Annotated in this window: 22 protein-coding genes; 11 read left to right on the plus strand and 11 right to left on the minus strand. The window is 69.7% G+C overall.

The window, feature by feature from the left end; translation table 11 throughout:
• The first annotated feature begins 69 nt into the window (after positions 1–69).
• From FGM06_RS01940 to FGM06_RS01955, 4 genes are all read left to right on the plus strand, one after another.
• Positions 70–1308 (plus strand): NAD(P)/FAD-dependent oxidoreductase, encoded by a 1239-nt coding sequence (locus tag FGM06_RS01940; RefSeq protein WP_144796972.1) that lies wholly within the window; start codon positions 70–72, stop codon positions 1306–1308.
• A 138-nt stretch (positions 1309–1446) separates the two neighbouring features.
• Positions 1447–1662 carry a hypothetical protein gene (locus FGM06_RS01945; protein WP_144796975.1) on the plus strand — a complete coding sequence of 72 codons (216 nt, stop codon included), beginning with the start codon at positions 1447–1449 and terminating at the stop codon, positions 1660–1662.
• An 82-nt stretch (positions 1663–1744) separates the two neighbouring features.
• Complete coding sequence (locus tag FGM06_RS01950) at positions 1745–2164, plus strand: DUF7124 domain-containing protein (RefSeq protein ID WP_144796978.1); 420 nt, start codon at positions 1745–1747, stop codon at positions 2162–2164.
• 89 nt (positions 2165–2253) lie between these two features.
• Positions 2254–3000: a MogA/MoaB family molybdenum cofactor biosynthesis protein gene (locus FGM06_RS01955; RefSeq protein WP_144796981.1), complete on the plus strand. Its 747-nt coding sequence runs from the start codon at positions 2254–2256 to the stop codon at positions 2998–3000.
• On the opposite strand, the gene trpG is transcribed toward FGM06_RS01955, so the two are convergent.
• The 6 genes from trpG to FGM06_RS01985 all read right to left on the minus strand — a co-directional run bounded on the left by trpG (position 2997) and on the right by FGM06_RS01985 (position 11087).
• On the minus strand, positions 2997–3614 hold the full coding sequence (trpG, locus tag FGM06_RS01960; protein WP_144796984.1) for an anthranilate synthase component II: 618 nt from the start codon (positions 3612–3614) through the stop codon (positions 2997–2999). The two genes, FGM06_RS01955 and trpG, sit on opposite strands and share 4 nt — an antisense overlap.
• On the minus strand, positions 3611–5263 hold the full coding sequence (trpE, locus tag FGM06_RS01965) for an anthranilate synthase component I (RefSeq protein WP_144796987.1): 1653 nt from the start codon (positions 5261–5263) through the stop codon (positions 3611–3613). Before trpE ends, trpG begins: the two co-directional genes overlap by 4 nt.
• On the minus strand, positions 5260–5904 hold the full coding sequence (locus tag FGM06_RS01970) for a phosphoribosylanthranilate isomerase (protein WP_144796990.1): 645 nt from the start codon (positions 5902–5904) through the stop codon (positions 5260–5262). The genes trpE and FGM06_RS01970 overlap by 4 nt, the downstream gene beginning before the upstream one ends.
• Entirely contained in the window at positions 5904–6965 is a 1062-nt protein-coding gene (trpD, locus tag FGM06_RS01975; RefSeq protein ID WP_144796993.1) for an anthranilate phosphoribosyltransferase, read from the minus strand. Before trpD ends, FGM06_RS01970 begins: the two co-directional genes overlap by 1 nt.
• A gap of 124 nt (positions 6966–7089) precedes the next feature.
• On the minus strand, positions 7090–9588 hold the full coding sequence (locus FGM06_RS01980; protein WP_144796996.1) for a DUF2309 domain-containing protein: 2499 nt from the start codon (positions 9586–9588) through the stop codon (positions 7090–7092).
• Positions 9585–11087 (minus strand): proton-conducting transporter transmembrane domain-containing protein, encoded by a 1503-nt coding sequence (locus FGM06_RS01985; protein WP_144796999.1) that lies wholly within the window; start codon positions 11085–11087, stop codon positions 9585–9587. Before FGM06_RS01985 ends, FGM06_RS01980 begins: the two co-directional genes overlap by 4 nt.
• 285 nt (positions 11088–11372) lie before the next feature.
• On the opposite strand from FGM06_RS01985, the gene FGM06_RS01990 reads away from it, so the two are divergent.
• Complete coding sequence (locus FGM06_RS01990; protein WP_144797002.1) at positions 11373–12389, plus strand: amidohydrolase family protein; 1017 nt, start codon at positions 11373–11375, stop codon at positions 12387–12389.
• A 35-nt stretch (positions 12390–12424) separates the two neighbouring features.
• Here FGM06_RS01990 and FGM06_RS01995 read toward each other — a convergent pair whose 3' ends face one another.
• The 3 genes from FGM06_RS01995 to FGM06_RS02005 all read right to left on the minus strand — a co-directional run bounded on the left by FGM06_RS01995 (position 12425) and on the right by FGM06_RS02005 (position 14974).
• Positions 12425–12898: an Lrp/AsnC family transcriptional regulator gene (locus tag FGM06_RS01995; RefSeq protein ID WP_144797004.1), complete on the minus strand. Its 474-nt coding sequence runs from the start codon at positions 12896–12898 to the stop codon at positions 12425–12427.
• 93 nt (positions 12899–12991) lie between these two features.
• Positions 12992–13615 (minus strand): universal stress protein, encoded by a 624-nt coding sequence (locus FGM06_RS02000; protein WP_144797007.1) that lies wholly within the window; start codon positions 13613–13615, stop codon positions 12992–12994.
• Positions 13616–13690: 75 nt separating this feature from the next.
• The gene (locus tag FGM06_RS02005) at positions 13691–14974 is read right to left on the minus strand and encodes a tRNA pseudouridine(54/55) synthase Pus10 (protein ID WP_144797010.1); all 1284 of its coding nucleotides are present in this window, start codon (positions 14972–14974) and stop codon (positions 13691–13693) included.
• A 128-nt stretch (positions 14975–15102) separates the two neighbouring features.
• Here FGM06_RS02005 and FGM06_RS02010 point away from each other — a divergent pair, with 128 nt between their 5' ends.
• The 3 genes from FGM06_RS02010 to FGM06_RS02020 all read left to right on the plus strand — a co-directional run bounded on the left by FGM06_RS02010 (position 15103) and on the right by FGM06_RS02020 (position 19907).
• Complete coding sequence (locus FGM06_RS02010; protein ID WP_144797013.1) at positions 15103–15489, plus strand: DUF5830 family protein; 387 nt, start codon at positions 15103–15105, stop codon at positions 15487–15489.
• 939 nt (positions 15490–16428) lie between these two features.
• Positions 16429–17223 carry a S1 family peptidase gene (locus FGM06_RS02015; protein ID WP_186310943.1) on the plus strand — a complete coding sequence of 265 codons (795 nt, stop codon included), beginning with the start codon at positions 16429–16431 and terminating at the stop codon, positions 17221–17223.
• A 1010-nt stretch (positions 17224–18233) separates the two neighbouring features.
• Positions 18234–19907 (plus strand): tryptophan--tRNA ligase, encoded by a 1674-nt coding sequence (locus tag FGM06_RS02020; protein WP_144797019.1) that lies wholly within the window; start codon positions 18234–18236, stop codon positions 19905–19907.
• Between the two features lie 78 nt (positions 19908–19985).
• Here the strand turns inward: FGM06_RS02020 and FGM06_RS02025 are convergent, their stop codons facing one another.
• The gene (locus FGM06_RS02025) at positions 19986–20336 is read right to left on the minus strand and encodes a DUF5518 domain-containing protein (protein ID WP_144798499.1); all 351 of its coding nucleotides are present in this window, start codon (positions 20334–20336) and stop codon (positions 19986–19988) included.
• Between the two features lie 127 nt (positions 20337–20463).
• On the opposite strand from FGM06_RS02025, the gene FGM06_RS02030 reads away from it, so the two are divergent.
• On the plus strand, positions 20464–22455 hold the full coding sequence (locus tag FGM06_RS02030; protein ID WP_144797022.1) for an ATP-binding protein: 1992 nt from the start codon (positions 20464–20466) through the stop codon (positions 22453–22455).
• A gap of 4 nt (positions 22456–22459) precedes the next feature.
• Here the strand turns inward: FGM06_RS02030 and FGM06_RS02035 are convergent, their stop codons facing one another.
• Positions 22460–23407: an acetamidase/formamidase family protein gene (locus tag FGM06_RS02035; RefSeq protein WP_144797025.1), complete on the minus strand. Its 948-nt coding sequence runs from the start codon at positions 23405–23407 to the stop codon at positions 22460–22462.
• A 158-nt stretch (positions 23408–23565) separates the two neighbouring features.
• Between FGM06_RS02035 and FGM06_RS02040 the strand changes: the two genes are divergently transcribed.
• Entirely contained in the window at positions 23566–25038 is a 1473-nt protein-coding gene (locus FGM06_RS02040; RefSeq protein ID WP_144797028.1) for a lamin tail domain-containing protein, read from the plus strand.
• Positions 25035–25331, plus strand: coding sequence for a DUF3006 domain-containing protein (locus tag FGM06_RS02045; protein WP_144797030.1), 297 nt, complete (start codon positions 25035–25037; stop codon positions 25329–25331). The genes FGM06_RS02040 and FGM06_RS02045 overlap by 4 nt, the downstream gene beginning before the upstream one ends.
• The last annotated feature ends 65 nt before the right edge of the window (positions 25332–25396 follow it).

A 25396-nucleotide genomic window follows, 5' to 3' on the forward strand; every position in this document is an offset into this window, starting at 1 on the left:
AGCGTGTGAATATCACAGTTGTCAACGCGGATGACAACCCGTATTAACCCCGAATCCGAACGCCCGCACATGAGCGATTCGTACGTGATCGTCGGGGACGGTATCGCGGGTGCGTCCGCGGCCGAGACGCTGCGCGAGCAAGCGCCTGACGCCGATATCACGGTTCTCACCGACGAGGGGGAGTCCCTCTACAATCGGATCCTGATCAAAGAGTACGCGAAGGGGAAGCTCCCCGAGGCGCCCATCTCGATCCACCAGGAGGAGTGGTACGACGAGCACGACGTCGATCTCCGTCTCAACACCGTCGTCGTCGACATCGACGTGGAGCACGACGCGGTCCACACCCACGAGGGGGAGACGTTCGAGTACGACTCCCTGCTGCTCGCGATCGGCGGCACGCCCCAGCAGCTCCCGGTCGAGAACGCGGACGCGGACGGGATCCACCACTTCTGGACGTTCCAGGACGCCCGCCGGATCAAAGAGAGCGTCGAGGGCGCCGAGAAGGCCGTCATCGTCGGCGCCGGGCTCCTCGGCATCGACTTCGCGGCCATCTGCGGCGCGCAGGACGTGGAGGCGAAGTACCTGATGCGCGGCGACGCCTGGTGGCGCTACGCCCTCTCGACGGAGGGCGCGGAGATCATGCACGAGGCGATGCGCGAGCGCGGCGTCGAGCCCGTCTTCGACTCCGGGGTCGACCACTTCGAGGTCGACGACGACGGCCACGTCGAGGCCGCGGTCGACCCGAACGGCGAGCGCTACGAGTGCGACTTCGCGGGCGTCGCCATCGGCCTGAACTTCAACACCGAGCTCGTCGAGGACAGCCCGCTGGAGGTCGAGGACGGCATCGTCGTCGACGAGTACATGCGCACCAACGTCGACAACGTGTTCGCGGCCGGCGACATCACCACGTTCGACGACCTCGTCCTCGGCCAGCGGGCGAAGAACGGCTCGTGGGGCTCGGCGAAAGAGCAGGGGACGATCGCCGCCCGCAACATGCTGGAGTACGGCAGCGAGGAGTTCAGGTGGGTCTCCTCGTACTCGATCACCCACTTCGACTTCCCGTTCCTCTCGTTCGGCCACCCGACGCTCGGCGACGACTCGGTCGAGGCGACCACCGCCGACGGCGAGTGGCGCCGCGTGGCCCTGCAGGACGGCAAGGTCGTCGGCGGCGTCCTCATCGGCGACCTCTCGCCGCAGTCGGCGTTCAAACAGCTCATGCGCGAGGGCCGCGACGTGAGCGGTCAGACGGAGCTCCTCATGGAGCCCGGCTTCGCCGTCGACGACCTGGCGGCGACGACAGAGCAGTAACGCGGGTCGCTCGCTCCGTCTTCGACGATTCCGTTTCTCCGCGCTCCGTCCTCCGAATCGCCCGTTTCTCCGCCTCGCCCGTCTCATGCGCTCGAAATCGACGCAACGTTTATCACGATCTATGATGTGTGTTACCGTATGGCACTCAGAGAGACGGGGCGACGGCTTCGACTCCGCCGCACCGGCTGGATCCCTCCGGACACGCGGGTCCGCCACTACGACGAGCTCGGCGAGGACGCCCAGATCCTCGTCAGAGAGCTCGCCGACGGACCGAAGACGGCGCCGGAGCACGCCGACCTCGAAGACGGCGACTTCGTGAAGTTCACCGACTACTACCAGGTCCGCACGCGCTGAGCGTCGCAGACGCGGCGTCGACCCCTCCCGAAGGCCACCCCGGAAGCGAAGTTGTTTTCGCCCGCCGCGAGAACACCGATCCATGGACAGTGGCGGATCTACCGACATGACGCTCGCGTTCGAGCTGGAGGCGCTGAAGGCGCTCGCGGACCCCAACGACGTGTTCAACAACGCCCGTCAGTGGACGGAGTACGTCGGCGTCGTCAGCGAGAAGCCGACGTACGTCGTCACCAACTTCACCCGCAAACACCGCGTCCGTCAGGACTTCTTCTCGGGCCCGCGCGGCGTCGAGGAGAGCCTGGAGAACATCGCCGGCCAGTTCGACACGGACCGGCACGTCTTCGTCGGCGTCGACGACGGGGACGCGGCGGTCGCCGAGGCCACCGGCTGGGAGTTCCTCCACGTGGAGGACGCGGCCGAGGCCGCGGGATGGATCCTCGCGGCGGACGAGCCGGATGAGGAGGAGGCGCCCGAGGAGTCGTCGCGCGACGACTGGCCCTAGGCCGGTCCGATAGCGCGCGAACCGGGCGACCGCCGCGTCCGGGGGGCGGAGGTGGTGGTGTTTTCACCGTCGCCGGGAAACGTGGTGCCATGAGCGACGCGCACGACCACGGCGAGGACGGAGCGGACCACGGACAGGACGGCGACAGCGGGGAGGACGGCGGCCACGGCCACGAGCACCATCACGACGACGGTGGCCACGACCACCACGGCGACCACGGCGACCACGGCGGCCACGACGGCCACGACCATCACCACCACGACGCCGAGTCGGTCGCGATCGCGGTCGTGACGGTGTCGTCCTCGCGGTCGCTCGACGAGGACCCCTCCGGCGACCACGTCGCCGCCGCGTTCGAGGACGCCGGCCACGAGGTGGCCGTCCGCGAGCTGGTCCCCGACGAGTACGACAGCGTGCAGGGGACCGTCGACCGGCTGGCGCGCCGCAAGGACACCGACGTCGTCGTGACCACCGGCGGCACCGGCGTGACGCCGGACGACGTGACGCCGGAGGCGGTCGACGGCCTCTTCGCGAAGCGGCTCCCCGGCTTCGGCGAGCTGTTCCGCCGGCGCTCGGAGGCCGAGATCGGGACCCGGACCATCGGATCGCGCGCGACCGCCGGGGTCGTCTCCGCCACGCCCGTCTTCTGTCTCCCCGGCTCCGAGAACGCGGTCCGGCTCGGCGTCGACGAGATCATCCTCCCGGAGGTCGGCCACCTCGTCGGGCTCGCCGGGCGCGGCGCGGACGAGACCGAGGAAGAGGAGACCGCGGAAGGAAAGGAAGCGGAGGACGGCGGCGAGTCGGCTGACGGCGACGAGACGGACGACACCCCTCGCTAGACCGATTCGAGGAAGTTCCGGATCAGGTCGTGGCCCGCCGCGGTCAACACGCTCTCCGGGTGGAACTGCACCGCCTCGATCGGGTGCTCGCGGTGGCGGATCCCCATCACGATCTCGTCGCCGTCGTGGTCCGTCGTCGCCGTCACGGCGAAGACGTCGGGGACCTCGGTGGCGGCGAGCGAGTGGTACCGGCCGGCGCGGAACCCCTGGTCGAGCCCGGCGAACACGCCCTCGCCGTCGTGCTCGACCGGGAACGCCTTGCCGTGGATCGGCTCCGGCGCGTGGCCGACGGTCCCGCCGTACTCGTACACGGCGGCCTCCAGGCCGAGACAGACGCCGAGCGTCGGGACCTCGGGCGAGAGCTCCCGGAGCACGTCGGTCGTCACGCCCACGTCGCGCTCGTTCTTCGGGTGACCGGGGCCGGGGCTGATGATCACCGCGTCCGGGTCGGCGTCCCGGACCGCCGCCAGCGACGCCGTGTTCTTGAACACCTCGACGTCTATCGGCTCCGTCGCTCCGCTCGCGCCGCCCTCGCCGCCGAGCGTCTGGTCGGAGACGTACTCGACGAGGTTGTACGTGAACGAGTCGAAGTTGTCGACGACGACGACCCTCATTCGTCGACCTCCGTGCCGGCGGGGAGGGGGTCGTCCGAGGGCGACTCCTCGTCCCGGATCCGGTCGATCGCGGCCAGGACCCCGTCCATCTTCTGTTCGGTCTCCTCGTACTCGGCGGCGGGGTCGGAGTCGGCGACGAGGCCGGCGCCGGCCCGGACGGTCACCGCGGTCTCGTCCGGGTCGCTCGCGTCCGACGGCGACTCGTCGAGCGTCGCGGTCCGGATGACGATGGCGAAGTCGGCGTCGCCGGTCCACGCGTAGTAGCCGACGCCGCCGCCGTACGCCTCTCGGGGGGTCGTCTCCAGGTCCTCGATGATCTCCATCGCGCGCACCTTCGGCGCGCCCGTGAGCGTGCCCGCGGGGAACGTCGCGCGCGTCGCGTCGAACGCGTCGGCGTCGCCCGCCAGCGTCCCCGTCACGGTCGACTCGATGTGCTGGACGTGGCTGTACTTCAACACGTTCATGAACTCCTCGACGCGGACCGACCCCGCTTCCGAGACGCGCCGGACGTCGTTGCGCGCGAGGTCGACGAGCATCGTGTGTTCGGCGCGCTCCTTCGCGTCGGCGAGCATCTCGCCGGCGAGCCGGCGGTCCTCGACCGGGCTCGTCCCCCGTGGACAGGTGCCCGCGATGGGGTTCGAGACGATCCGGTCGCCCTGCACCGACACGAGCGTTTCCGGGCTCGCGCCGACGATGCTCCGGTCGTCGTGGCGCAGCACGTACATGTACGGCGAGGGGTTCACCTCGCGGAGCGCCGCGTACAGCCCGAGCGAGTCGACCTCGCCGCGGAGCTCCCGGCTCCGCGAGATCACGCCTTGGTAGATGTCGCCGTCGAGGACGTGGCGCTTGGCGGTCCGGACCGCCTCCTCGTACTCCTCTCGCGGCCCGGCCGACTCCGACTTGACCCGAATCCCGTCGGTCTCCGGCGGCGCGGCCTCGCGCAGTTCGGCGCTCACCCGCTCCGCCTCGGCGACGAGGTCGTCGTAGACGGCCGCGGGGTCGTCGTCGACGCCGATCACCGGGGTGAAGACGAGCTCGGCGCTGTCCTCCTTCTCGTCGAAGACGACCGTGCGGGTCGTCAGCGCGAACTCGGCGTCGGGGAACTCGGTCGCGGGGCGCTCGACGCCGACCTCCTCTAACCAGAGGTCGTAGACCGCCTCGTACGCGAGGAAACCGACGAACCCGCCCGAGAGGATCTGCCGGTCGGTGTCGGGGAACCCGCGCAGGCTCACGTCGGGGAACGCCGCCCGGATCCGGTCGACCGCGTCGCCCGCGTCGGGGCCGATCTCTCTCTCAGATCCGTCTCCGACGAACTCCGCCGCGGGCCCGAGCCGGGTCACGTCGGTACGGTCGGGGTGGACCGAGACGATCGCCTCGGGGTCGTAGCCGACGAACGAGTAGCGGGCGTGCCGGTCCGCCTTGCCGCCCGACGTGAACGCGCCGTCCGGATCGCTGGAGGCGACCTTCTCGCCGGACTCCAGGAGGAAGCCGTACGGCCCCTCGCCGACGAGCGTCGCGTACGCCGCGAGCGGGGTCACGTCAGCGTCGAGCGTCGCGGACGCCCGGACGACGACCGGCTTCTCCGCGTCGGCCGCGAGCTCGACGAACGCGGCCTTCGAGCGGTCGAGCGGGGTTCCCTCGTCGCTCATGCGAGCTCCATCTCCCGGCCCGCGTTGGCGACGAAGCGGGCCACCGCGTTGTGGTCCTTCCGCCCGTCCGACAGTTCGACGCCGGAGGCGACGTCGACGGCGTACGGGTCGGCGACGCGGACCGCCTCGGCGACGTTGTCGGCCGTGAGCCCGCCCGCGAGGACGACCGGCGACGTGAGCCGGTCCGCCAGCTCCCCCGTCTTCGCCCAGTCGTGGGTCTCGCCGGTGCCGCCGGCGCCCGAGTCGTCGGTCGAGTCGATCACGAGCGCGTCGGCGACCGCGTCGAACTCCTCCGCGCGGGCCGGGTCGTGGGCGTCGACCGCGAGCAGCACCTTCCGCTCGGTCTCGGCCCGGACGAACCGGATCTCGTCGGCGGTCCACTCCCCGTGGAGCTGGAGCGCGTCGGGGCCGATCGTCCGGACCAGCTCGACCGCGCGCTCGGCCGAGTCGGGCATCGTGACGAGCGTCGCGGTGACGAACGGCGGGACGTCCGCGAGCAGTTCCGCCGCCGTCGCGGGGTCGACCTCGCGCGCGGAGTCGACCGGCACCTCAGATATCACGCCGACCGCGTCGGCGCCGGCGTCGATCGCGGCCCGGAGGTCCGCGCCGTCCGTGAGCCCGCAGATCTTCACCCGGGCCATCAGTCGTCGTCCTCCGGGTCCGCGGTCCGCGACGGGGCGGCCCTCTCCGCCGAGCCCTCGTCGTCCCCGCACAGCGCCGCGAACTTCTCGGCGGCGGCGCCGGAGTCGATCGCCTCGGCGGCGCGCTCGACGCCCGCCGCGAGCGTGTCGGCCTCGCCGGCGACGTAGATCGCCGCGCCGGCGTTCGCTAAGATCAGGTCGCGCTTCGGCCCCGTGACGGAGCCGTCGACGATCCCCCGCAGGTCGGCCGCGTTCTCCTCGGGCGTCCCGCCCGAGACGTCTTCGATCGGCGCGCGGTCGAGTCCGAGGTCCTCCGGCGTAATGGTGAACTCGGTCACCTCGTCGCCGACGACCTCCGCGGCGACCGTCTCGTCGTGGATCCCGATCTCGTCCATCCCCGCGCCGTGGACCACCAGCGCGTGCTCGACGGGCATGTGCGCGAGCGACCGGGCGATCGTGCCCACGAGCTCCGGGTCGTAGACGCCGAGCACCTGCGCGTCGGCGCCGGCGGGGTTGGTGAGCGGGCCGAGCACGTTGAAGATCGTCCGCATCCCGAGCTCCTTGCGCGGGCCGATGACGGCCTTCATCGCCGGGTGGAAGACGGGCGCGAGCATGAACCCGATCCCGTCGGCCTCGATGGCGTCCTCGACCGCCGGGGGCTCGGCCTCGACGTCGGCGCCAGCGACCTCCAGCACGTCGGCGCTCCCGGACGAGGAGGAGACGGAGTAGTTGCCGTGCTTGGCGATCGGGACGCCCGCGCCCGCGGCGACGATGGCGGCGGTCGTCGAGACGTTGATCGTGTCGTAGTCGTCGCCGCCCGTCCCGCAGGTGTCGACGAGCGGCTCGCGGTCCGGCTCGATCGTCCGGGCGGCGTCGCGCATCCCCTGCGCGAAGCCGGCGATCTCGGCCTCGGTCTCGCCCTTCGCCCGGAGGGCGGCGAGGAGGGCGCCGATCTGCGCCTCCGTGGCCTCCTCGAAGACCAGCCGCGCGGCCTCGCGCGACTCCTCGACAGTCAGATCCGCCCCGTCCGTCACGCGTTCGACCGTGTCGTTGATATCCATAGTGTTCACCGATGTATTACTTCGCGTTGTGATGTACAAGTCTGTACACCGGTTTAACGCTGTCGGCGCGATGTCACTCGGTCACGCGGGGCACGGAAGGAACGGGGCGAGGCCGCTAAGCGGGTCAGTCGTCCGCGACGGTGGGAGCGACCCGCTCCTCCGGGTCGGCCGGCGTCTCCGGCTCGGTCGCGGTCGGCGTCTCCGGTTCGACCGGCGTCCCCGACTCGCTCGCGGTCGGTTCCGACGTCGATACCCAGCTCAGGTCGCGGTCGTACTCGAACGCGCGGTGCTCTTTGGTGGGGTCGACGACCGTCAGCGAGAGCCAGCCGTTGTCCAGCAGCTCGGTCACCTCGCCGTGGTCGGCGAGGACCTCGGTGACGCGGTCGACCGGCGCGTGGACGACCGTCGAGAGGCGGAGCGGCTGGTGGTACGGCTCGTCGGCGGCGGCCATGAGGGACTGGCGGGGGAGCCCGGTCATCAGGTCGCCGCCGTTGCCCTGGTAGACGCCGACGTTGCCGACGGGGTTCTGCGTCGCCTTCGACCCGCTTCCGTACACCGCGTTGTCGACCGTCGAGAAGTAGTACTGGGCGTTGATCCACTGGGTAACGACCATCGGCCCCGCGAGGATCGCCTCGAGCGCGTCGCCGTCGGGGTCGGTCGACCAGTCGTACGAGTGAAGGAACGCGCGGCCGTCGAGGTCGAGGTCGCTCGTCAGCTCGCGCGGCCCGACGACGAAGCCGGCGTTGCCCGCCAGCCCCCACTCGGGACGCGTCTCGGCCCAGTCGCCGGCGCGGCGCTCGGTCTCGTCGACCCCCGCCGCGGGGTCGGCGCCCATCGATTCGGCGCGCTCGGCGGTCGCGCTCTCGCGGGCGGCGTCGAGGTCCGCGCGCAGTTCCGCGAGGTCCTCCGCGTGGCTCTCGGGGACGTCGCCGTAGATCTCGACCTCGTCGGTCGTCGTGTTGTGCTCGCCGGCGAGGAAGACGGTGTCGTCCGGGACCTCGAAGCCGCGCTCGCGCAGCTCCGCCTGCACGTCGGGGTCGGCGCAGATCGCCGCGAGGACGCGGGCGTTCGGCCCGCCGGGGTTGCCGGCGCACGCGCCGCAGTCGAGGCTCGAGCCGTAGGGGTTGTTGGTCGTCTCGCTCGCGTGCCCGGTGAACACCACGAGGCGGCCGAACTCCTCCCAGCCCATCAGCTCGAAGGCGGTCGCGGCGTACTCGACCTTCTCCTCGTGAGTCAGTCCGATCGGGAGGTCGCCGGCGTAGGCGTGCTGGTGGTGGACGGTCTGCTCGCAGAACTCGCGGTCGTCGGGCACCGCGTCGGCGGCGGCCCCCAGCAGGTCGCGGACGCGGCTCGGCACCAGCGTGCGGGCCGCGAGCGCCAGCCCGTACCCGCTTCCGGCGCTCTCGACGAAGCCGAAGGCGCTGGCGGGGTTCGTCTTCAGCTTCTTCGCGACCTCGCCCGCGACCTCGCGGACGCTCGACCGCCGGTCGCGGCGCGCCTGCGTCTCCACGTCCGTCGGGACCTCGCTGATGCGGTGCTGCGCGTCGAGGATGGGCGGGCAGGCGTCGGTCGAGACCTCGGCGTCGTACCCCTGATACTCCATCGGAACGCCGAAGAAGCCGGCGTACCCGTGGGTCTCGTACTCGCCCTCGTCCTCGACGTGACGCCGGATCACCTCCGAGCGGGTGTCGATACAGAACACCAACTGCGCGTCGGGGCGGTCCGACGGGTCTCTCTCGCCCGACGAGTCGCCCCCGGCCGCCGACTCGCCCTCGGCCAGTGACTTGCTCTCGGCGGCGACGCGGTCGACGACCTCGGCGCGGTAGCTCGCCTCCCAGGCGCTCAGGAACGCCTCGGCGAGTTCGTCGGCCGGGTCGGTGCCGGCGCTCTCGGGGCCGGTGGACGGCTCGACGTCGACGCCGAACCCGTCGAGCAGCGCGAGGCGGACCGCGAGGTAGTCCGCGAGCGTGACCGGGTACGCCGACTGCCACGCCCCCTCGTCGTCCGCGCGCTGCTTGATGAACCCGGTCCACCCCGGGAGCGCGGCCAGCTGCTCCTCAAAGACGGGGACCCGCTGGCTCTCCGGGTACGGTTCCAGAACGGCCTCGATGGCTTCGGTCGGAGTCTCCGGGAGCGCCGCGAGGAGGCCCTCCTCCGGGACGTCGGCGTCGTGCGCGGCCATCTCGCGGAAGGCGGCGTAGAAGCCGTCGCCGCGGTTCGGCATCGGCCACGCGGCGCCGCCCTCGTCGAGGAACGCCGACAGCCACTTCGTCAGCACGTGGTCGACCCGCTCGGCATCGTCGTCCGGCGCCGGCGACTGGACCGACGTGTCCAGGCGTTCGAGCAGCGTCTCCGGGTCGGCGTCGTAGCCGCGGTCGGCGAGCTCCGACTCGAGCAGCTCGCGGTCGATCCGGCCGTCGTCGAGCGCCGCCCGGAAGATCTCCCGGCTCGGGTAGCCGCGTCCGCCGAACAGGTCGGCGGCCTGCGTCACCGCCTCGCCGAACGGCATTCCTTCGAACCCCGAGAGGGGGTTGGCCGTCACGAACGAGTGGATCGGCCAGACGGACCCGACCGTCGTCGCCGCGTCGTCGATGGCGTCGTGGATAGTGGATTCGGTACTCATTGGACTCCTCCGCTGTCGTACTCCTCGGCGTTCGTCAGCACGGTTCCGGACCGCGGGTGCCCCCAGTTCAGGAGCGCGACGTAGAGGCGGTGGCTGCGCTCGTGGGCGCCGGTCTCGATCGCGGCGTACGCGCCGAGGAAGGCGGCGGCCACGAGCCAATGGAGCGCGGTCAGCTCGGTCGGCGCCGCGACGACCGGGAGCCCGGTCAGGAGCGCCGAGACGCCCCGGTAGACGAGCGCGTACAGGGCGATGGCCGGCAGGAAGACCAGCGGGACCGCCCCGTAGCGGACCGACGCCGGTAACGACGCGTGCCGGACCGCGCCGCGCGCCGCGTGGAGCGTGGTGACCACCACGAACAGGACGAGCAGGAGGCCGCTGTCGACGCTCGTCCCCTTCCCCGTCAGCAGCGCGAACGCCGCGCCCCCGGCCAGTCCGGTCGCCAGCGTCACGGCGGCGTCGACGACGCCGGAGCCGCCCGTTCCGCGTCCAGTCTTCCCGCCCGGGGCCGTCCGTTCGACCTCCCCGCCCGCGCCGAGGAAGTGGTACGCCTTGTAGAAGCCGTGGAGGATCAGATGGGTGATCGCGGCCCCGAAGAAACCGAGCCCGGCCTGCATGATCATGAAGCCCATCTGTCCCACCGTCGAGCAGGCCAGCTTGCTCTTGACGTCCGGCCGGACGGACTTGAGGAGCTTTCCGAGCAGCGCGCTGGTCGCTCCGACCGCGACGATCGCGAGCATGAGGCCGCCGTCGACGGTGACGACCGGCGCGAAGCGCAACAGGAGGACGCCGCCCGCGTTGACGAACCCGGCGTGCATCAGCGCCGACGCCGGCGTGGGGGCGGTCATCGACGAGAGCAGCCAGCCGTGAAACGGAATCAGCGCGGACTGGATCATCGCGGCGAGGACGAGCGCGACGGCGGCGACGAGCCACAGCGGGCCGCCGAGCGCGTCGGCGGCCGCCGCGACGCCGGATATCGTCGTCGCGTCCGTCGCCCACCAGAGGGTCGTCAGCGCGACGCCGAGGAGCGCGGCGCTGGCGACGAAGTACCGCCGGGCGACCGCCGCGGCCGCCCGTGCCTGCTCCCACTCGTCGACGATACCGATCAGCCTCGCCATCACCAGCCCCATCGCCAGCCACAGCAGTCCGAACAGGGCGAGGTGATCGGCCGCGACGAGCGCCATCACGGTCACCTCGAAGCCGAACGCGGCGAGGAAGAACCGCGTCTCGTGGGCGCTCCCCGCCATGTAGCGGCGCGAGTAGCTGTGGACGACGCCGCCGAAGAAGGCGACGACAACCCACATGAGGACGGTGAGTCCGTCGACTGCGAGCACGCCGGGGACCTCCGGGGCGAAGCCGAATCGGACTCGGGCGACGAGGACCGCGAGGCTCGCGGCGAACAGCGACCACGCGAGCCGCGTGAGTGCGACGGGCGCGAACGGCGTCTCCGCCGTCGCGTCCGGGAGCGCTCCGACCGTCGTCTTCGAGGTGGATTCCGACATCGTTCTGTGCGTCCGACCGCCCGGCAGCCGAAGCGGGACCGGCGAACCGTTGTTGGTCGTCTCTACCCGTCTGAAGAACAGATTGCCTATTAAATCTACTTATCTTCACAATCCGTTCGATATAACCACATTATAGAACATTATAGTTACCCCCGCCGTCCGAGGAGAGGGGAGCAGACCGCCGATCCCTCGCGGCCGAGTCGCCGCCGGACCGCCGCACCGTTCCCGAAGCGTTCGAAATCCGCGTTCAGAAAACCATATCGCGATCCGAGTCGGAGTGTCCGCATGGAGGAACTCACGGGGACCGTCCTCGCCGGGGAGTCGTTCCGGCCCGTCCGCGGTCGCGTCGTCGTCGAGGACGGTCGGATCGAGGCCGTCGAGGAGACGGATACCGAGTCGACCGACATCGTTCTGCCGGCGTTCGTCAACGCCCACACGCACCTCGGGGACTCCGTCGCGAAGGAGGCGGCCGTCGGGCTGACGCTCGAGGAGGCGGTGGCCCCGCCGGAGAGCCTGAAACACCGGCGGTTGGCGGCCGCCGACCGGGCCGACCTGGTGTCGGCGATGCGACGGACGCTCCGGTTCATGCACCGGACCGGGACCGTCTCCTGTCTGGACTTCCGCGAGAACGGTGTCGCCGGGGCGCGGGCGCTCCGCGAGGCGGCGGCCCCGGTCGACGTCGACCCGTTCATATTCGGGAGCGACGACCCCGAGGTTCTCGACGTCGCCGACGGCTACGGGGCGTCCGGCGCGAACGACGACGAGTTCGCGGACGAGCGCGCAGCGTGCGAGGATCGCGGCGTCCCCTTCGCCATCCACGCCGGCGAACCGGACGCGACCGACATCCACCCGGCGCTCGACTTAGGGCCGGATCTGCTCGTCCACATGGTGCACGCCGGCCGGGAGCACCTCGAACGCGTCGCCGACGAGTCGGTCCCCGTCGCCGTCTGTCCGCGCGCGAACGAGGTCCTCGGCGTCGGCACGCCGCCGGTCCGGGAGCTGCTCGACCACGCGACGGTCGCGCTCGGCACGGACAACGTCATGCTGAACCCGCCGTCGATGTTCCGGGAGATGGCGTACACGGCGAAGCGGTTCGACGTGACGGCCAGCGAGGTGCTCCGCATGGCGACCGCCGCCGGGGCCGAGGTCGCCGGGCTCGACTGCGGCGTCGTCGAGCCCGGCCGCCGGGCGGCGCTCCTCGTCCTCGACGGCGACTCGGACAACCTGGCCGGTTCGGAGGACCCGGTGCGGGCGGTTGTCCGGCGCGCGACCGCGCTCGACGTCGAGCGAGTCGTCGTATAGGGGTCGAGTCGTCGTTTAGATGCCGGAGCCGGCGTCTATGGATCGGCCTCGGCGTCGAATTTACCGAACGGCGTCGTCTCGTGGCTCCGGACGAGCACCTCGTCCGCGACGGTGAGCCCCATGTCGAGGAGCTCCTGTGCCACGGGCGTGATGTCGTCGTCCGACTCGCCGACCGCCGTCACGAGGAGGTTCTGCTCGCCGGTGACCAGCTCCTGTACCGAGATGACGCCGTCGATCTCGAGGATCGCCGGGAGCATCTCGCCGCGCTCGGGGATCGACGCGGTGCAGTAGAGCAGCATCCGGAGCGGATACCCCGACTTCTGGTAGTCGACGTCGGCGCTGTACCCCTTGATTATCTCGTCCGACTCGAGGCGTTGGATGCGTTTGCGGACGGTGCTGTCCGACGTCCCGGTGCGCTCCGCGATGTCACCGGACGAGGCGTTTCGGGCGTCCTCCTGTAACGCGTACAGGATCGCCCTGTCCACGTCGTCGATCGCTTCGTCGGCCATACCGGGTCCTCCGTGGCATAGCCACTTTACTGTTTTATATTGGTTTTAAATAGAGTGCGTGGATTCCCGGCTCGGCCTCGAGTTCGACGCGGCCTACGTCGCGTCGAGCGGCGCCTCCCCCTGCGCCTCGACGACGACCACGGGGACCTCGGCGTCGTCGATCACGGTGTCCGTCGTGGAGCCGAACACGAACCGACCGACGGTGCCCGTGGTGGGCGCGCCGACGACCACGAGGTCGTAGTACGGGGACTGTTCGACGATCGCGCCCGCGGCGGTGCGGTCCTCGACGAGCCAGCGGTCCACACGGTCGAAGTCGCCGAGGCGGTCGCGGGCGGCCGAGAGGAGCCGGTCGCCGGCCGCGGCGTACTCGTCCGCGTCGGCGTCCTCGCGGTCGCCGACCGGCGTCGCGTCCCCGTCCACGAGCGCCTCGTCGGAGGGGACGACGTGGAACAGTTCGAGCCAGGCGCCGGTCGCGTCGGCGATCTCGCGGGCCACGTCGACGGTCGCTCCGGTGTGCGGGCCGGCCCCCACGGCCACGAGGATCGAGGACACGCGGTCCGGCCGCGCCGCGCGGTCGATTCCCTTCAGACGGGCGTGCGCCGCCGTCGTCGTCGACGCGACCGCCTCCCTGACGGCCGGCTCGACGACGGGCTCCCCGACCCCGTCGCCGACCGACGGCGCCTCGGCGCTCGCCTCGTTCGCGTCGCTCCCGTGCATACCCGCACGTCAGACGCGCGTCAGATAAATCCCGTTGGTCCGCGGCGGCTCACGCCCGAACCGAGCGCGCGGGCGTCAGTCGCGGAAGAACTCCTCGCGCTCGAACGGCTCCGCCTCGCCCTCGACGGCGACGACGTCGAGGGCGGTGACCGCGGCGCCGACGCCGAGTAGGCCGGCGAGGCTCGGCTCGGTACGTCCCTCGTCTCCCGATATCAGCTCCTTGATGTAGAGCCCGCCGGCGCCGTGGATCTCGACGGTCGCGTGCCGCGGGTCGTCGAGCTCGGCGGTCGCCTCGTACACGTCGCGCTCGCGGGTGAGGCTCGCGCGCCGGTGGTCCACTCGGTTCGGGGTGTACTGCTCGACGGTCGTCCCCTCAAGCTCGTCGACCGCCTCGGCGAGGGCGTCGGCGTCGACGTCGGCGTCGAAGGTCACCTCGGCGCGGTAGCGCTTCGTGGCCTCTAGCTCCTTCACGCGCTCGACCATGTCGTAGGTCGCGAGCCGGAGCCCCTCGACCTCGACGGCGCCGTCAGCGAAGGCGTTGATGTCCGACTCCAGTCGCTCGACGTCGACCCGGCGACGGCGCGGCTCCTCGACCTCGATCACGAACGGGCGGCCGGTGCCGAGCATGAGCGCGTCGACGTCCTCGCGGCCCGCGCCGTGGAACGTCGCCTCCGTGCCGTCCATCACGTCCTCGACGATCGGCGCGGTGTACTCCTCGACGCTGTCGTCGTAGAGGTAGCCGGAGCCGCCGCAGTGGTCGCAGGGGTCCGCGCCCTGTCGGCCCGAGCCCTTGCACTCGCGGCAGGGCCACTCGGTCTGCGGGATGTCGCGCTCCAGTTTTCTGTATCGCCCGTAGACGAACGTCGAGTTCACCTTCGCGTCGATCTCGTCCTCGGCGAGGTCGATCGTGAACTGCACGTCCGGGCGGTCGAAGGAGACCTCCGCCCCGGTGAGCCGGCCGAACCGCTTGCCGACCTCGCGGTTGAACTCGGACTTGAACGGCTCGCCGGCGTCCTCGTCGAGGCCGGCGTCCGTGCGGAGCAGCGCCTCGTTCTCCTCGATCAGCGGCGGCGGGCGCGTGCCGACGTTGTACGTGGCGAACTCGATCCCCTCGACCGCCTCGGCGGCGCGCTCGGCCCACGCGTCGAACTCGGCGCAGCGACCCTCGCAGACCCAGCAGTCGGCGGTCTCGACCGGCTCGTGGTCCTCGTCGTCGCGCAGCGCGAGGGAGACGCGCAGCGCCGATCCGCGCTCGGCGTTCGACAGCCCGAAGCTCCGGTCGGCGACGAGCCGCCCGAGACAGGCGTCGCACACCGGTCCCGTCTCGGTCGCCCGCGCCGCGACCTCCAGTACGTCCATACGCCCTCCAGCGGCCCGCGTGGTAACTGTCTTACTACATCGCGGGCGGTCGGCCGCCGGCGGCCGGACCACGAGACGCCCCCTGCTCTCCCGGCCGACTTAAGAGGGTCCGATTCGTTTCGCCGGGCGTGAACGAGTCGGCGTCGCGGGAGGAGAAGCTGGAGCTCGGCGTCGAGCTGCTCGCGCACCTCGAGCACGAGGAGCTGTCGCTGCCGGACGCCATCGACCGGATCGAGACGGTGACGACGAGCCCGTCGCTCACCCGCGAGATCCTCGACGCCGCCGAGAAGCGCGGCGTCATCGAGCGTGAGAACGCACGCCTCAAAGTCCAGCGCGGCGGCACCTACGTGAACTACGACAGCCAAGTGATCCAGCGAGAGGGCGAGTTCGAGTGTCGTCGGTGCGGGACCGGTATCACCACCGGTCACTTCGTGAAACTCGACGCGGGCGAACTCGGCCCATTCGGCTCCTCCTGCATCCGGAAGGTGACCGGGCGGGACGACGACGGGGAGTGAGCGCCGCGGTCTCGACGTGCATTTATAAATGATAGACCGCGGTGGCGCGTGCCTTCGAGGCCGCCTCGCGGCCGAGGAGCACGCGCGAGGGAGTCGGACCGGCGCGGCCGCGCCGGTCCGACGAGGCTGGGGAGGCGTGAGGCTGCGGTCGCTGTGCGGGCGGGACTTGAAGGGGCAGCCGCGAGGACGAAGCACGGCGTTCACGAGAGCTTCGCTCTCGTGAGCCAATCAGAACGCTTCGCGTTCTGATGACGATGTAAGGACCGCAGGGAACGAGCGAAGCGAGTGACTGAGGACCACAGCGAGCCGCGCGAGTCGTCGCGGCTGGGGCTTCGGAGGTGGCCACCGCCAATCCGAGATCAATCTATTGGCTCTGTTGAATCTTCTATTGATGATATTTTCTCGACGCCCTGCTGAATACAGAGCGCGAGTCGGTCACGAGGCTAGAGAGTCCTCGCAGGTGTCGTCACGCTTCGTCGAGAGGGGCGCCGAATGCTCATGCGACCAGTCGCTCAACATCGAGTACGATGGCCAGTTCGACTCGCGACGACAACGGTCACGACGCCGAGATCAGTCTCTGGCAGGAGGACGACTGTAGATCGCAAAGGACGTAGAGACGGGCGTCACGACACAGGGCGGTCCAGAGCGGCAGCTCTAAAGAACTCGACGACGCAGTGGCACTGCAAGAGCGTGAGCGGGAGGCGTGCAATCGGCGAGGAACTCCGCGCGGCGAGAATCGATTCCGCCGACAAAACCACGTGGGAGCGCGAACCGCCGGACGTCCTCGACCTACTCGACCCCGAGTGACTCCACGGGTTCTGCCTCTGGTCGATGATTGTTGAATCTGTGAACTGCGTGGGTTTCTCCAGGGCCCTGTATCCAGCAGCATCGGTGTATGTTCAGCGACGGCCTTTTTCATCGGACGTCTCTCTATCCGGTATGCCGAACCGACGTGCAGTCCTGAAATCTACCGCCGCGGGTGCCCTCGTCGCGGTCGCAGGGTGTGTCGACCGAATCGGAGAGAGCATCCCTGACACCGAGGCGGGACCCGACCTGTTCCAGGCCGACGATACAACACCACAACCACTCGACGATACGGCAGTCGAGCAAGCCGGCGAGGTCGGCCGACAAGTTCGCGAGTCGGTCGTCTATCTGCAGACGGAACTCGGCCGCGGCGCCCTCGCCAGCGGGGCCGGGTTCGTGTATGGCGATGGCGATCACGTCATCACCAACGCCCACAACATCCAGGGGTCAGAGACGTTCGATCTCTGGACGTTAGATGGCGAGGCGTACGAGGCCGAGGTGGTCGACTACGTGGCGGATCGCCAGCCCGACGTGGCGCTGGTGCGTGCCGATGGGCTCGACCTTGACCCGCTCGACAGTGGGTCAGCAGAGGATCTCGAAACCGGCCAGCCCCTGCTCCAAGTTGGCCACCCATCGCTCATGGGCAACTGGGTGATAACTGCAGGTCCGATGGCCTCCTCGAGTCGGTTTCGGTCGGGGCTCCAGACACACGTCCCCGGGATGCAGGGCAACAGCGGCTCGCCACTCGTGACCCTGGATGGGCAGGTCGTTGGCCTTACGTACGGTGCAACGTCTCCAGACCTGCGCGCCCCGGACGAACCACCGGCGGGGCCGCCATCCGATGCCGCCAACACTCGCCTCGTCGGACGGATGATGTCGCTACACGTGTCGATCGAGGCCGTCAACGAACAGTACACGGCGTGGACCTGACGAATCGCCTAGCGCTCTCACCGTCTGTGCTCCGATGCACTGCAGCGGCGGTTCTCGAGCCGGACGATCTTCGAGTTCGATCCTTCGGCGGGCGCCGTCGGCTGGGTCGGCAGCACCTTCCCACGATCGGTCGCAGTGCAGACGTGTTCTCAAGAATTAACCAACACATCCCAAACCCCCCAATCGTTGTTGGTTAAGATATGCACCGATAAGCTGGCTCAACCGATCGCCATCCAGCATCACATACCACTAAACCCGAGCGTTTGCAGGGCGCACCCACCAGAAGCTGGATTGGTCCGACGATGTGGTAGTCAGACAGGAACCGCTGGCGGCTGGAAAATCGGTGTGGTCTGGGGCTCGGCCCATGTATACCGACTACACCACCGGGTCTCGCAGGTCGCTACTGACAGCGGCTGAGGAATTCCCCGAGGCTTTGCTGTACACAGGGCGCGAGTCGGTCACGAGCGGGTGATCAGAAACGAGACGTTCGGGCCGGTCGATACAGAGGAGGTATTGGTCGGCGAGGAAGCGTCCCGTTCTCGTTCTGGTTAGTCCAAGGGGACGAAATCGGTGTTTCCGCACTGGTTGCACGTCCCTTCAGTTCCGACTGGGTGCCAGCCGTCGTCTATCTCGTGTAGCGGATACGTTTCCCCGCAGTTCGAGCATTGTCCCAGTTTTGGCGGTGCACCGCCTGGGGAACCCATACTGTTGTTGTGATTATCTTCGATACGATATCAAATATTTTCCGTTCAATATGCCACACAGAAATACCGAGATCTGAACGAGTGGCATACCGTGACCGCGTTCTGAACTTATCCTCTGCATCTCGCACGCAGTTTGTCTCAGTTCTTAAGCATTTCAACAGAGCCAGTCAGTTATAAATAACCGATCAAACTGAACGCGACAGCATCTCCGACGCCGGTCTCGCCACCACCCGAGTCTTCACCTTCGTATACCACGTCCTGACGCGCAAGCGAACGGTTTTTGCGTCGACCGACGGGAGGAGACGTATGGACGAGGACACCCCCGAGGAGACGGGGCCGTCGGCGGCGGGCGGTCCCCGCGACGAGACCCCGGGATCGCCCCGCACCGACGGCGGGACGGAGCGCGCGGACGGACCGAGCGAGGACGTCGCGCTCGACCCGTGGGGGTCGGCGTCGGTCGGCGACTACGCGGACTTATTCGAGAAGTTCGGTATCGAGGCGTTCGACGACGTGGCCGACGACGTGGCCGACCCGCACTACCTGATGCGCCGCGGCGTCATCTTCGGGCACCGCGAGTACGACGCCGTCGCCGAGGCGATGGCGAACGACGAGCCGTTCGCCGCGCTCTCGGGATTCATGCCCACGGGCGACCCGCACATCGGCCACAAGCTCGTCTTCGACGAGATCATCTGGCACCAGGAGCAGGGCGGCGACGCGTTCGGCCTGATCGCCGACCTCGAGGCCCACTCCGCGCGGGGGATGTCGTGGGACGAGATCGACGAGCACGCGCGCAACTACCTGCTCAGCCTCCTCGCGCTCGGCTTCGACGCCGAGGACGGCGAGCTGTACCGCCAGTCCGACAACCGGGCGGTCCAGGACCTCGGCTTCGAGCTGGGCTCGAAGGCGAACTTCTCGGAGTTCGAGGCGATCTACGGCTTCGACGGCGAGACCAACATCTCGCACATGCAGAGCGTGGTGACCCAGACCGCGGACATCCTCTACCCGCAGCTCGTCGACGAGCCGAAGCCGACCGTCATCCCGGTCGGCCCGGACCAGGACCCGCACGTCCGACTGACGCGGGACCTGGCGACCCGCGTGCGCTACTTCAAGGTGACCGAGGCGTTCGCGAGCTTCGAGCTCGACGACGCGGAGCGCCAGCTCGTCCGGGCCGCCTACGACGCGCTCGCCGCCGACGTCGAGGACGCCGAGACCGACGTGCGCTGCGAGGACGCCGCCGCGTGGCTCGACGACTACGAGCCGCCGGCGAGAGACCCCGCTGACGGCGACGAACCGACCGGTCCCGACCTCGCCGCGGCCAAGCCGACCGCCCTCGAGAAGCTCCGCGCGGGCGGCAAGGAGCCGCTCCGACCCCGCGTGCGCTTCTTCGACCGCAACGCCACCGACGAGGCGTTCGAGGCCCTGATCGAGGCGGTCGACGGCGAGAAGCGCGTCTTCGAGGGCCACGTCGACGCCTTCGACCTCACCCGCGGCGAGGCCGAGTCGCTGGCGCGCGAAGTCGAGATCGACCACGACGGGTTCGGCTTCCGGCAGCCCTCCTCGATCTACCACCGCTTCATGACCGGGCTCACCGGCGGGAAGATGTCCTCGTCGATCCCGGCGAGTCACATCTCCCTGCTCGACGACCCCGAGGACGGCTACGACAAGGTGAAGGCGGCGACCACCGGCGGCCGGGACACGGCGGAAAAGCAGCGCGAGCTCGGCGGCGAGGCCGACGAGTGCCCCGTCTACGAGCTGTACGCCTACCTGCTCGCGGGCGACGACGACGAGCTCACGAAGACGGTGTACTCCGAGTGCGTCAACGGCGAGCGCCTCTGCGGCGGCTGCAAGGAGCAGGCCGCGGAGCTCATGCGAGAGTTCCTCGCGGACCACCAAGAGAAGCGCGAGGAGGCCGAGGAGCTGCTCGACGACCTCGACATCGACCTGGATTCGGACCGGCGCGGGACCGGCGGCGAGCACTGACGAGCGTTAGTCGCCCCGGAGTGAGTCGTCCGCTCGTCCTCCGCGAAGCGAGAGGACCTCGTCCGCCGGTCGCGCCCTCTACAGCTCTCGCTTTACGTACGCCCCGATAAGCCCGCCAACGGCGCTGAGGGCCATCGTGTAGGCGAACACGAGCGCGATGACCACGAGTACCAGCACGCCGCTACCGATCACGACGCCGGGTTCCGGGGCGACCGGTATCACCAACAGGACCAGGAACAGGACCCCGAAAACGGGGAGCGACGCTATCGCCCCGGAGATCGCACCGACCCGGAGGCCGTCGATCGACTCGCCGCCCTCGAGGTACCCCGCGAGCGCGCCGCCGAGTATGGGCGAGATACCTGTGAACGAGAGCAGGATCGTCGCGACCGCGCCGATGAGCGCGTTGAGATAGGTGTTGTCGGTGTCCATGCCCGACCTGTCGTCGGGCAGCATCATAAACGCGGAGGACGGGGCGGGGGTCGACCGTTCCCGGCCGCTTCCGTGAGCTGATTACTGGAGCCGATAGTTTATGAGGCGGGCGGTGCCTGTCACGTGTATGGCCGAGCAGGAGACGATCCACGTCGCGGACGTCAGCGAGGGGATCGGCGGCGACGCGACGGCGGATCCGGGCACCCCGGTCGAGCTCCCGGTGGTCGACGTGCTCACCGGCCGCTCGTTTATCACGGGAAAGAGCGGGTCCGGCAAGAGTAACACGGCCTCCGTCGTCATCGAGAACCTCCTCGACAACGGGTTCCCGGTGATGATCGTCGACACCGACGGGGAGTACTACGGCCTCAAAGAGGAGTACGAGATCCTCCACGCCGGCGCCGACGACGAGTGCGACATCGTCGTCTCCCCCGAACACGCCGAGAAGCTCGCCAATCTGGCCTTGGAGCAGAACGTCCCGATCATCCTCGACGTCTCCGGCTACTTAGAGGAGGAGACCGCGAACGAGCTCCTCCTGGAGGTCGTCAAGCAGCTGTTTGCGAAGGAGAAGCGCATGAAGAAGCCCTTCCTGCTCGTCGTCGAGGAGTGCCACGAGTACATCCCCGAGGGCGGCGGGATGGACGAGACGGGCAAGATGCTGATCAAGGTCGGCAAGCGCGGCCGGAAACACGGGCTCGGCATCGTCGGGATCAGCCAGCGCCCGGCCGACGTCAAGAAGGATTTCATCACGCAGTGCGACTGGCTCTGCTGGCACCGGCTCACCTGGGACAACGACACGAAGGTCGTCGGGCGCATCCTCGGCTCCAAGTACGCCAGCGCGGTCGAGGACCTCGGCGACGGCGAGGCGTTCCTGATGACCGACTGGGACGAGTCGATCCGCCGGATCCAGTTTCACCGCAAGGAGACGTTCGACGCGGGCGCGACCCCCGGGCTCGACGACTTCGAGCGCCCGGAGCTCAAGTCGGTCTCCAGCGACCTCGTCGGCGAGCTCCAGTCGATCTCCGACGAGGAGGAGCGACGAGAGTCCGAGATCGCCGACCTCCGCCAGGAGCTCGACAAGCGGGACCAGCGGATCGCCGAGCTCGAACGCGAGCTGGGGGAGGCGCGCGACCTGAGCAGCATGGCCGACCAGTTCGCCCAGGCGCTCCTCGGGAAGGCTGAGGCGCCCTACCGCGAAGGCGGGGCGTCCGTGGCCGGGAACGGGCGATCCGCGCCCGACGGCGGGAGCGGTGGCACCGGGGGCGGTGCCGGCGAGAGCGACGGCGACGACGACCAGTCCGTCCTCAAGTCGTACGACGAGGCGGTCGCGGCGACCGTGGACGGCGACGAGGCGGCGGACGCCGACACCGACACGGACGAGACCGCGGCGGACGCCGGCGACGCCGACGACGCTGACACGGCCGCCGCCGGCGACCCCGAGGCCGACGACGCGCCGCCCGACGACGTCGAGCCCGTGACGCGCGCGGACGTCGCCGAGAGCGCGCTCCGCTTCGACGACGCCGTCGAGCTCGGCACCCGAGAGGCCGTCATCGAGGAGCTCCGCGGCCGGATCGAGGCGCTCCCGGAGCTGTCGCGCGGGATGCTCCGCCACTACCGCCGCGAGGGCGTCAGCGACCCCGTCGCCGCCCACATCGACGCCGGCGGCGACGGCGACTCCGGGCACGCCTACAGCCGCCATCGTCCGGTCCGGCGGGCGGGGCTGATCCGCCACGCCGGCCGCGGCCACTACGCCTACGCCGTCCCCGACCTGATCCGCGAGGCGTACGCCGACCGGCTCGACGAGGAGAGCGTCCGCGAGATCGTCCGCGCCGTTGAGACCGCCTTCGTCCCGCCGGCCGAGCGGAGCTACCCCCCGGACGCGGACCCGACCGAGGTCGACGTCGGCGTCGGCGACGACCCGGCGGAGACCGCTTCCGACGACGAGGGCGTATCGGCCCGCGAGGGGCTCGACGCCGGCGGCGACGTCGCCGACGACGACGGTGGTGCCGTCGACTCCGACGGCGACGATCGAGACGCCACGGGGAGCACGGACCGACGGACGAGCGCCCTGAGCGACGCCGCACGCCGCCTCGCGGAGCGCGGTCGCACCGCCGACGAGTGACCGGTCAGAACGGGACGGAGAGGTGCTCGCTCGGCACCGCGTTCCGCGCAGTCACCTGCGGGTCGACCACCTGACTGACCTCCAGGCCGCCGACGAGACTGGAGAACAGGTACGCCTCCGTCCGGGAGAAGCCGTGCTCGTTCGCCAGCAGCCGCACGACGTCGCGGTTCGCGAGTTCGACCGCCGCCTCCATCGTCTCGGCGCTCGCGATCGCCTTGACCGCGTCGCCGGTGTCGACGAGGGGCCGGTCGAGCGGGACCTCGGGAGATTCGATCACGGAGAGCGTCACGTCGATCTCGGTGGCGATCTCCGCGCCGGTCCCGCACATCTCGCCGTCGGCCATCGCGGCCTTCGAGTCGCCCATCGCGAGCATCGCGCCCTCCTGGAAGACGGGGAAGTACGCGGTCGTCCCCGTCGTCATGTCGGTCGTGTCGAGGTTGCCGCCGTGGTCGTCCGGCGTCAGCGTCGACACCGGCTCCTCTGCGGTGGCGACCCCGATCGTCCCGATCACGGGATCGATCGAGACGTCGACCCCCTCGAACTCGATCCGGCCGCCGCCCGTGCCGTCGTTGCCCGCGGCGTCCACGTCGCCCGCGGCGTCGACCTCGGTGATCCGCGTCGCCGGGTGTTCGATGTCGGGATCGTCTTGCAGGAGCCCGAACCCGGGCGCCGTGAGGACTCGCCCGCGGTCCTCGGCGACGCGCACGTCCTCGATCTCGACCGTGAGCACGTCGCCGGGGCTCGCTCCCTCGACGGCGATCGGGCCGGTCGCGGCGTTCACCTCCTCCGGGATCGCGTCCAGCAGGTCGTCGTCGGTCCGGATCGCGCCGTTCAGGCTGTCGATCGTCTCGATCGTGAGCGACTCGCCGTCGGCCGCCTCGTAGACGGGGTCCATCTCCGGAGCGAACTCGTAAACGTGGCTGTCGCGGTGGGAGATCACTTCGCGTGACATGTCGGCCTCGACTCGGGGACGAGCGGACAAAAATCCCGGCGCGGACGCTCTCCGGGCGACGCGGCGGACGCGGTCCACTCGTCACTCTCGCATATGTAAACGGAAGATTCGTTTCGCGTTCGATCAACTTTACAAGTCAACATCCCCCACGAGAAGTAATGACATCTTCTCGGGAGCTGTCCCGTGTGCTTCTCGTCGTGTGTCTCGTCGCTCTCGCGGGTTGCGCGGGCGCGTCCCTCGGTGACCCGACGACCACCGACGCGACGCCCACTGACCAGTCTTCCGATAACGGGTCGGACGTCCCGACGGCCAACGGCTCGCTCGAAGTCCACTACATCAACGTCGGCCAGTCAGTGAGCACGCTCGTCGTCGGACCGGACGGCGAGACGATGCTCGTCGACACGGGCCACTACAACGACGACGGCGAGCACGTGCTCGACTACCTCCGACGACACGACGTCGAGCGGATCGACCGCCTCGTGACCTCGCACAACGACGCGGACCACATCGGCGGGAACGCCGCGATCATCGACTACTACGAGACGGAGGCCGACGGGATCGGCGCCGTCTACGACCCGGGGATCGCGGCGAGCACGCGGACGTACGGAGAGTACCTCGACGCGGTCGAGGAGCACGACGTGACGCTGTACGAGACCCGCGAGGGCGACGCGATCCCCTTCGGCGAGGTCACGGTCGACGTGCTCGGTCCCCCGGAGCCGTACCTCGAGAACGAGGCCCGCAACGAGAACAGCGTCGTGCTCAAGCTCACCCACGGTGAGACGAGCTTCGTGCTGTCCGGCGACGCCGAGGACGACCAGGAGGCGTACCTCGTCGACGCGTACGGCGAGGAGCTCCGGGCGACCGTGCTGAAAGCCGGCCACCACGGGTCGAGCAGCTCCTCGAGCGGGGCGTTCGTCGACGCGGTCGACCCGAGAGTCGCGGTCGTCTCGAGCGCCTACGGCTCGCAGTACGGCCACCCGCACGAGGAGGTGCTCGAACGCTTCGCCGACCGTTCGATCCCGACCTACTGGACGGCGACGCACGGCGACGTCGTCTTCGTCAGCGACGGCGCGAACGTCTCGGTGCGGACGCAGCGCGACGCGCCGACGGACCCGCTGTCGCTCCGCGACGGCGACCCGGTCGAGCCCGGAGCGGGCGGCGACGCGGTGGAACGGGCTCAGATAACCGGTGACGGAGCCGTCGCCGTCACCGACGGGGGCGACGGTTCAGACGGCGACGGTACGGACGGCACAGACGGCTCGGGCGGGAGCGACGACGAGACCGGCTCCGATTCGAACGGCACGCTCGCGGTCGCGGCGATCAACGCGGACGCCGCGGGCGACGACCGAGAGAACCTCAACGACGAGTACGTCGTCTTCGAGAACGCGGGGGCGGAGACGCTCGACCTGTCGGGGTGGACCGTCGAGGACGAGGCCGGGAAACGCTACGCGGTGCCGGACGGCGTGACGCTCGCCCCGGGCGAGACGCTGACGCTCAGGACGGGAAGTGGGACCGACACCGACGACGACCTCTACTGGGGCGCCGGCTCGCCGGTCTGGAACAACGGCGGCGACACCGTGACCGTCGAAAACGCTACGGGGGACCGCGTCCTTGCGGAGTCGTACGAATGACCCCACTGGACCTCTCCGACGGCGCGTACACGGCGGTCGTCGACTCGATCGAAGACGGGCTCGCGACGGTCTTCTTCGAGCGCGACGACGACGAGGTCGGAAACGCCGTCGTCGACGCCGACCGACTCCCCGAGGCCGGGCGACACGCGGACGCGATCTTGGACGTCGAGATCGAGGACGGATCGATCGCGACCGCCACGTACGATCCCGAACGCACCGAGACCCGTTCCGAAGCCGCGCAAGACCGGTTCGACCGGTTATCGAACCGACCGCCGAGCGACGATCGGGAGTAGGAGGTTGTTCGCGCGAGTCGCCGCCGCCGGCCGGGACGCGATGTTCCGCGACCGCGCCGCAGTTG

The sequence above is a fragment of the Halorubrum depositum genome (assembly GCF_007671725.1).
Taxonomy (GTDB): Archaea; Halobacteriota; Halobacteria; order Halobacteriales; family Haloferacaceae; genus Halorubrum; species Halorubrum depositum.

What these genes read in the sequence shown, in the direction of transcription:
- FGM06_RS01940 (WP_144796972.1), top strand. Translation starts at nt 70, where the DNA reads ATGAGCGATTCGTACGTGATCGTCGGGGACGGTATCGCGGGTGCGTCC.
- FGM06_RS01945 (WP_144796975.1), top strand. Translation starts at nt 1,447, where the DNA reads ATGGCACTCAGAGAGACGGGGCGACGGCTTCGACTCCGCCGCACCGGC.
- FGM06_RS01950 (WP_144796978.1), top strand. Translation starts at nt 1,745, where the DNA reads ATGGACAGTGGCGGATCTACCGACATGACGCTCGCGTTCGAGCTGGAG.
- FGM06_RS01955 (WP_144796981.1), top strand. Translation starts at nt 2,254, where the DNA reads ATGAGCGACGCGCACGACCACGGCGAGGACGGAGCGGACCACGGACAG.
- trpG (WP_144796984.1), bottom strand. Translation starts at nt 3,614, where the DNA reads ATGAGGGTCGTCGTCGTCGACAACTTCGACTCGTTCACGTACAACCTC.
- trpE (WP_144796987.1), bottom strand. Translation starts at nt 5,263, where the DNA reads ATGAGCGACGAGGGAACCCCGCTCGACCGCTCGAAGGCCGCGTTCGTC.
- FGM06_RS01970 (WP_144796990.1), bottom strand. Translation starts at nt 5,904, where the DNA reads ATGGCCCGGGTGAAGATCTGCGGGCTCACGGACGGCGCGGACCTCCGG.
- trpD (WP_144796993.1), bottom strand. Translation starts at nt 6,965, where the DNA reads ATGGATATCAACGACACGGTCGAACGCGTGACGGACGGGGCGGATCTG.
- FGM06_RS01980 (WP_144796996.1), bottom strand. Translation starts at nt 9,588, where the DNA reads ATGAGTACCGAATCCACTATCCACGACGCCATCGACGACGCGGCGACG.
- FGM06_RS01985 (WP_144796999.1), bottom strand. Translation starts at nt 11,087, where the DNA reads ATGTCGGAATCCACCTCGAAGACGACGGTCGGAGCGCTCCCGGACGCG.
- FGM06_RS01990 (WP_144797002.1), top strand. Translation starts at nt 11,373, where the DNA reads ATGGAGGAACTCACGGGGACCGTCCTCGCCGGGGAGTCGTTCCGGCCC.
- FGM06_RS01995 (WP_144797004.1), bottom strand. Translation starts at nt 12,898, where the DNA reads ATGGCCGACGAAGCGATCGACGACGTGGACAGGGCGATCCTGTACGCG.
- FGM06_RS02000 (WP_144797007.1), bottom strand. Translation starts at nt 13,615, where the DNA reads ATGCACGGGAGCGACGCGAACGAGGCGAGCGCCGAGGCGCCGTCGGTC.
- FGM06_RS02005 (WP_144797010.1), bottom strand. Translation starts at nt 14,974, where the DNA reads ATGGACGTACTGGAGGTCGCGGCGCGGGCGACCGAGACGGGACCGGTG.
- FGM06_RS02015 (WP_186310943.1), top strand. Translation starts at nt 16,429, where the DNA reads ATGCCGAACCGACGTGCAGTCCTGAAATCTACCGCCGCGGGTGCCCTC.
- FGM06_RS02020 (WP_144797019.1), top strand. Translation starts at nt 18,234, where the DNA reads ATGGACGAGGACACCCCCGAGGAGACGGGGCCGTCGGCGGCGGGCGGT.
- FGM06_RS02025 (WP_144798499.1), bottom strand. Translation starts at nt 20,336, where the DNA reads ATGGACACCGACAACACCTATCTCAACGCGCTCATCGGCGCGGTCGCG.
- FGM06_RS02030 (WP_144797022.1), top strand. Translation starts at nt 20,464, where the DNA reads ATGGCCGAGCAGGAGACGATCCACGTCGCGGACGTCAGCGAGGGGATC.
- FGM06_RS02035 (WP_144797025.1), bottom strand. Translation starts at nt 23,407, where the DNA reads ATGTCACGCGAAGTGATCTCCCACCGCGACAGCCACGTTTACGAGTTC.
- FGM06_RS02040 (WP_144797028.1), top strand. Translation starts at nt 23,566, where the DNA reads ATGACATCTTCTCGGGAGCTGTCCCGTGTGCTTCTCGTCGTGTGTCTC.
- FGM06_RS02045 (WP_144797030.1), top strand. Translation starts at nt 25,035, where the DNA reads ATGACCCCACTGGACCTCTCCGACGGCGCGTACACGGCGGTCGTCGAC.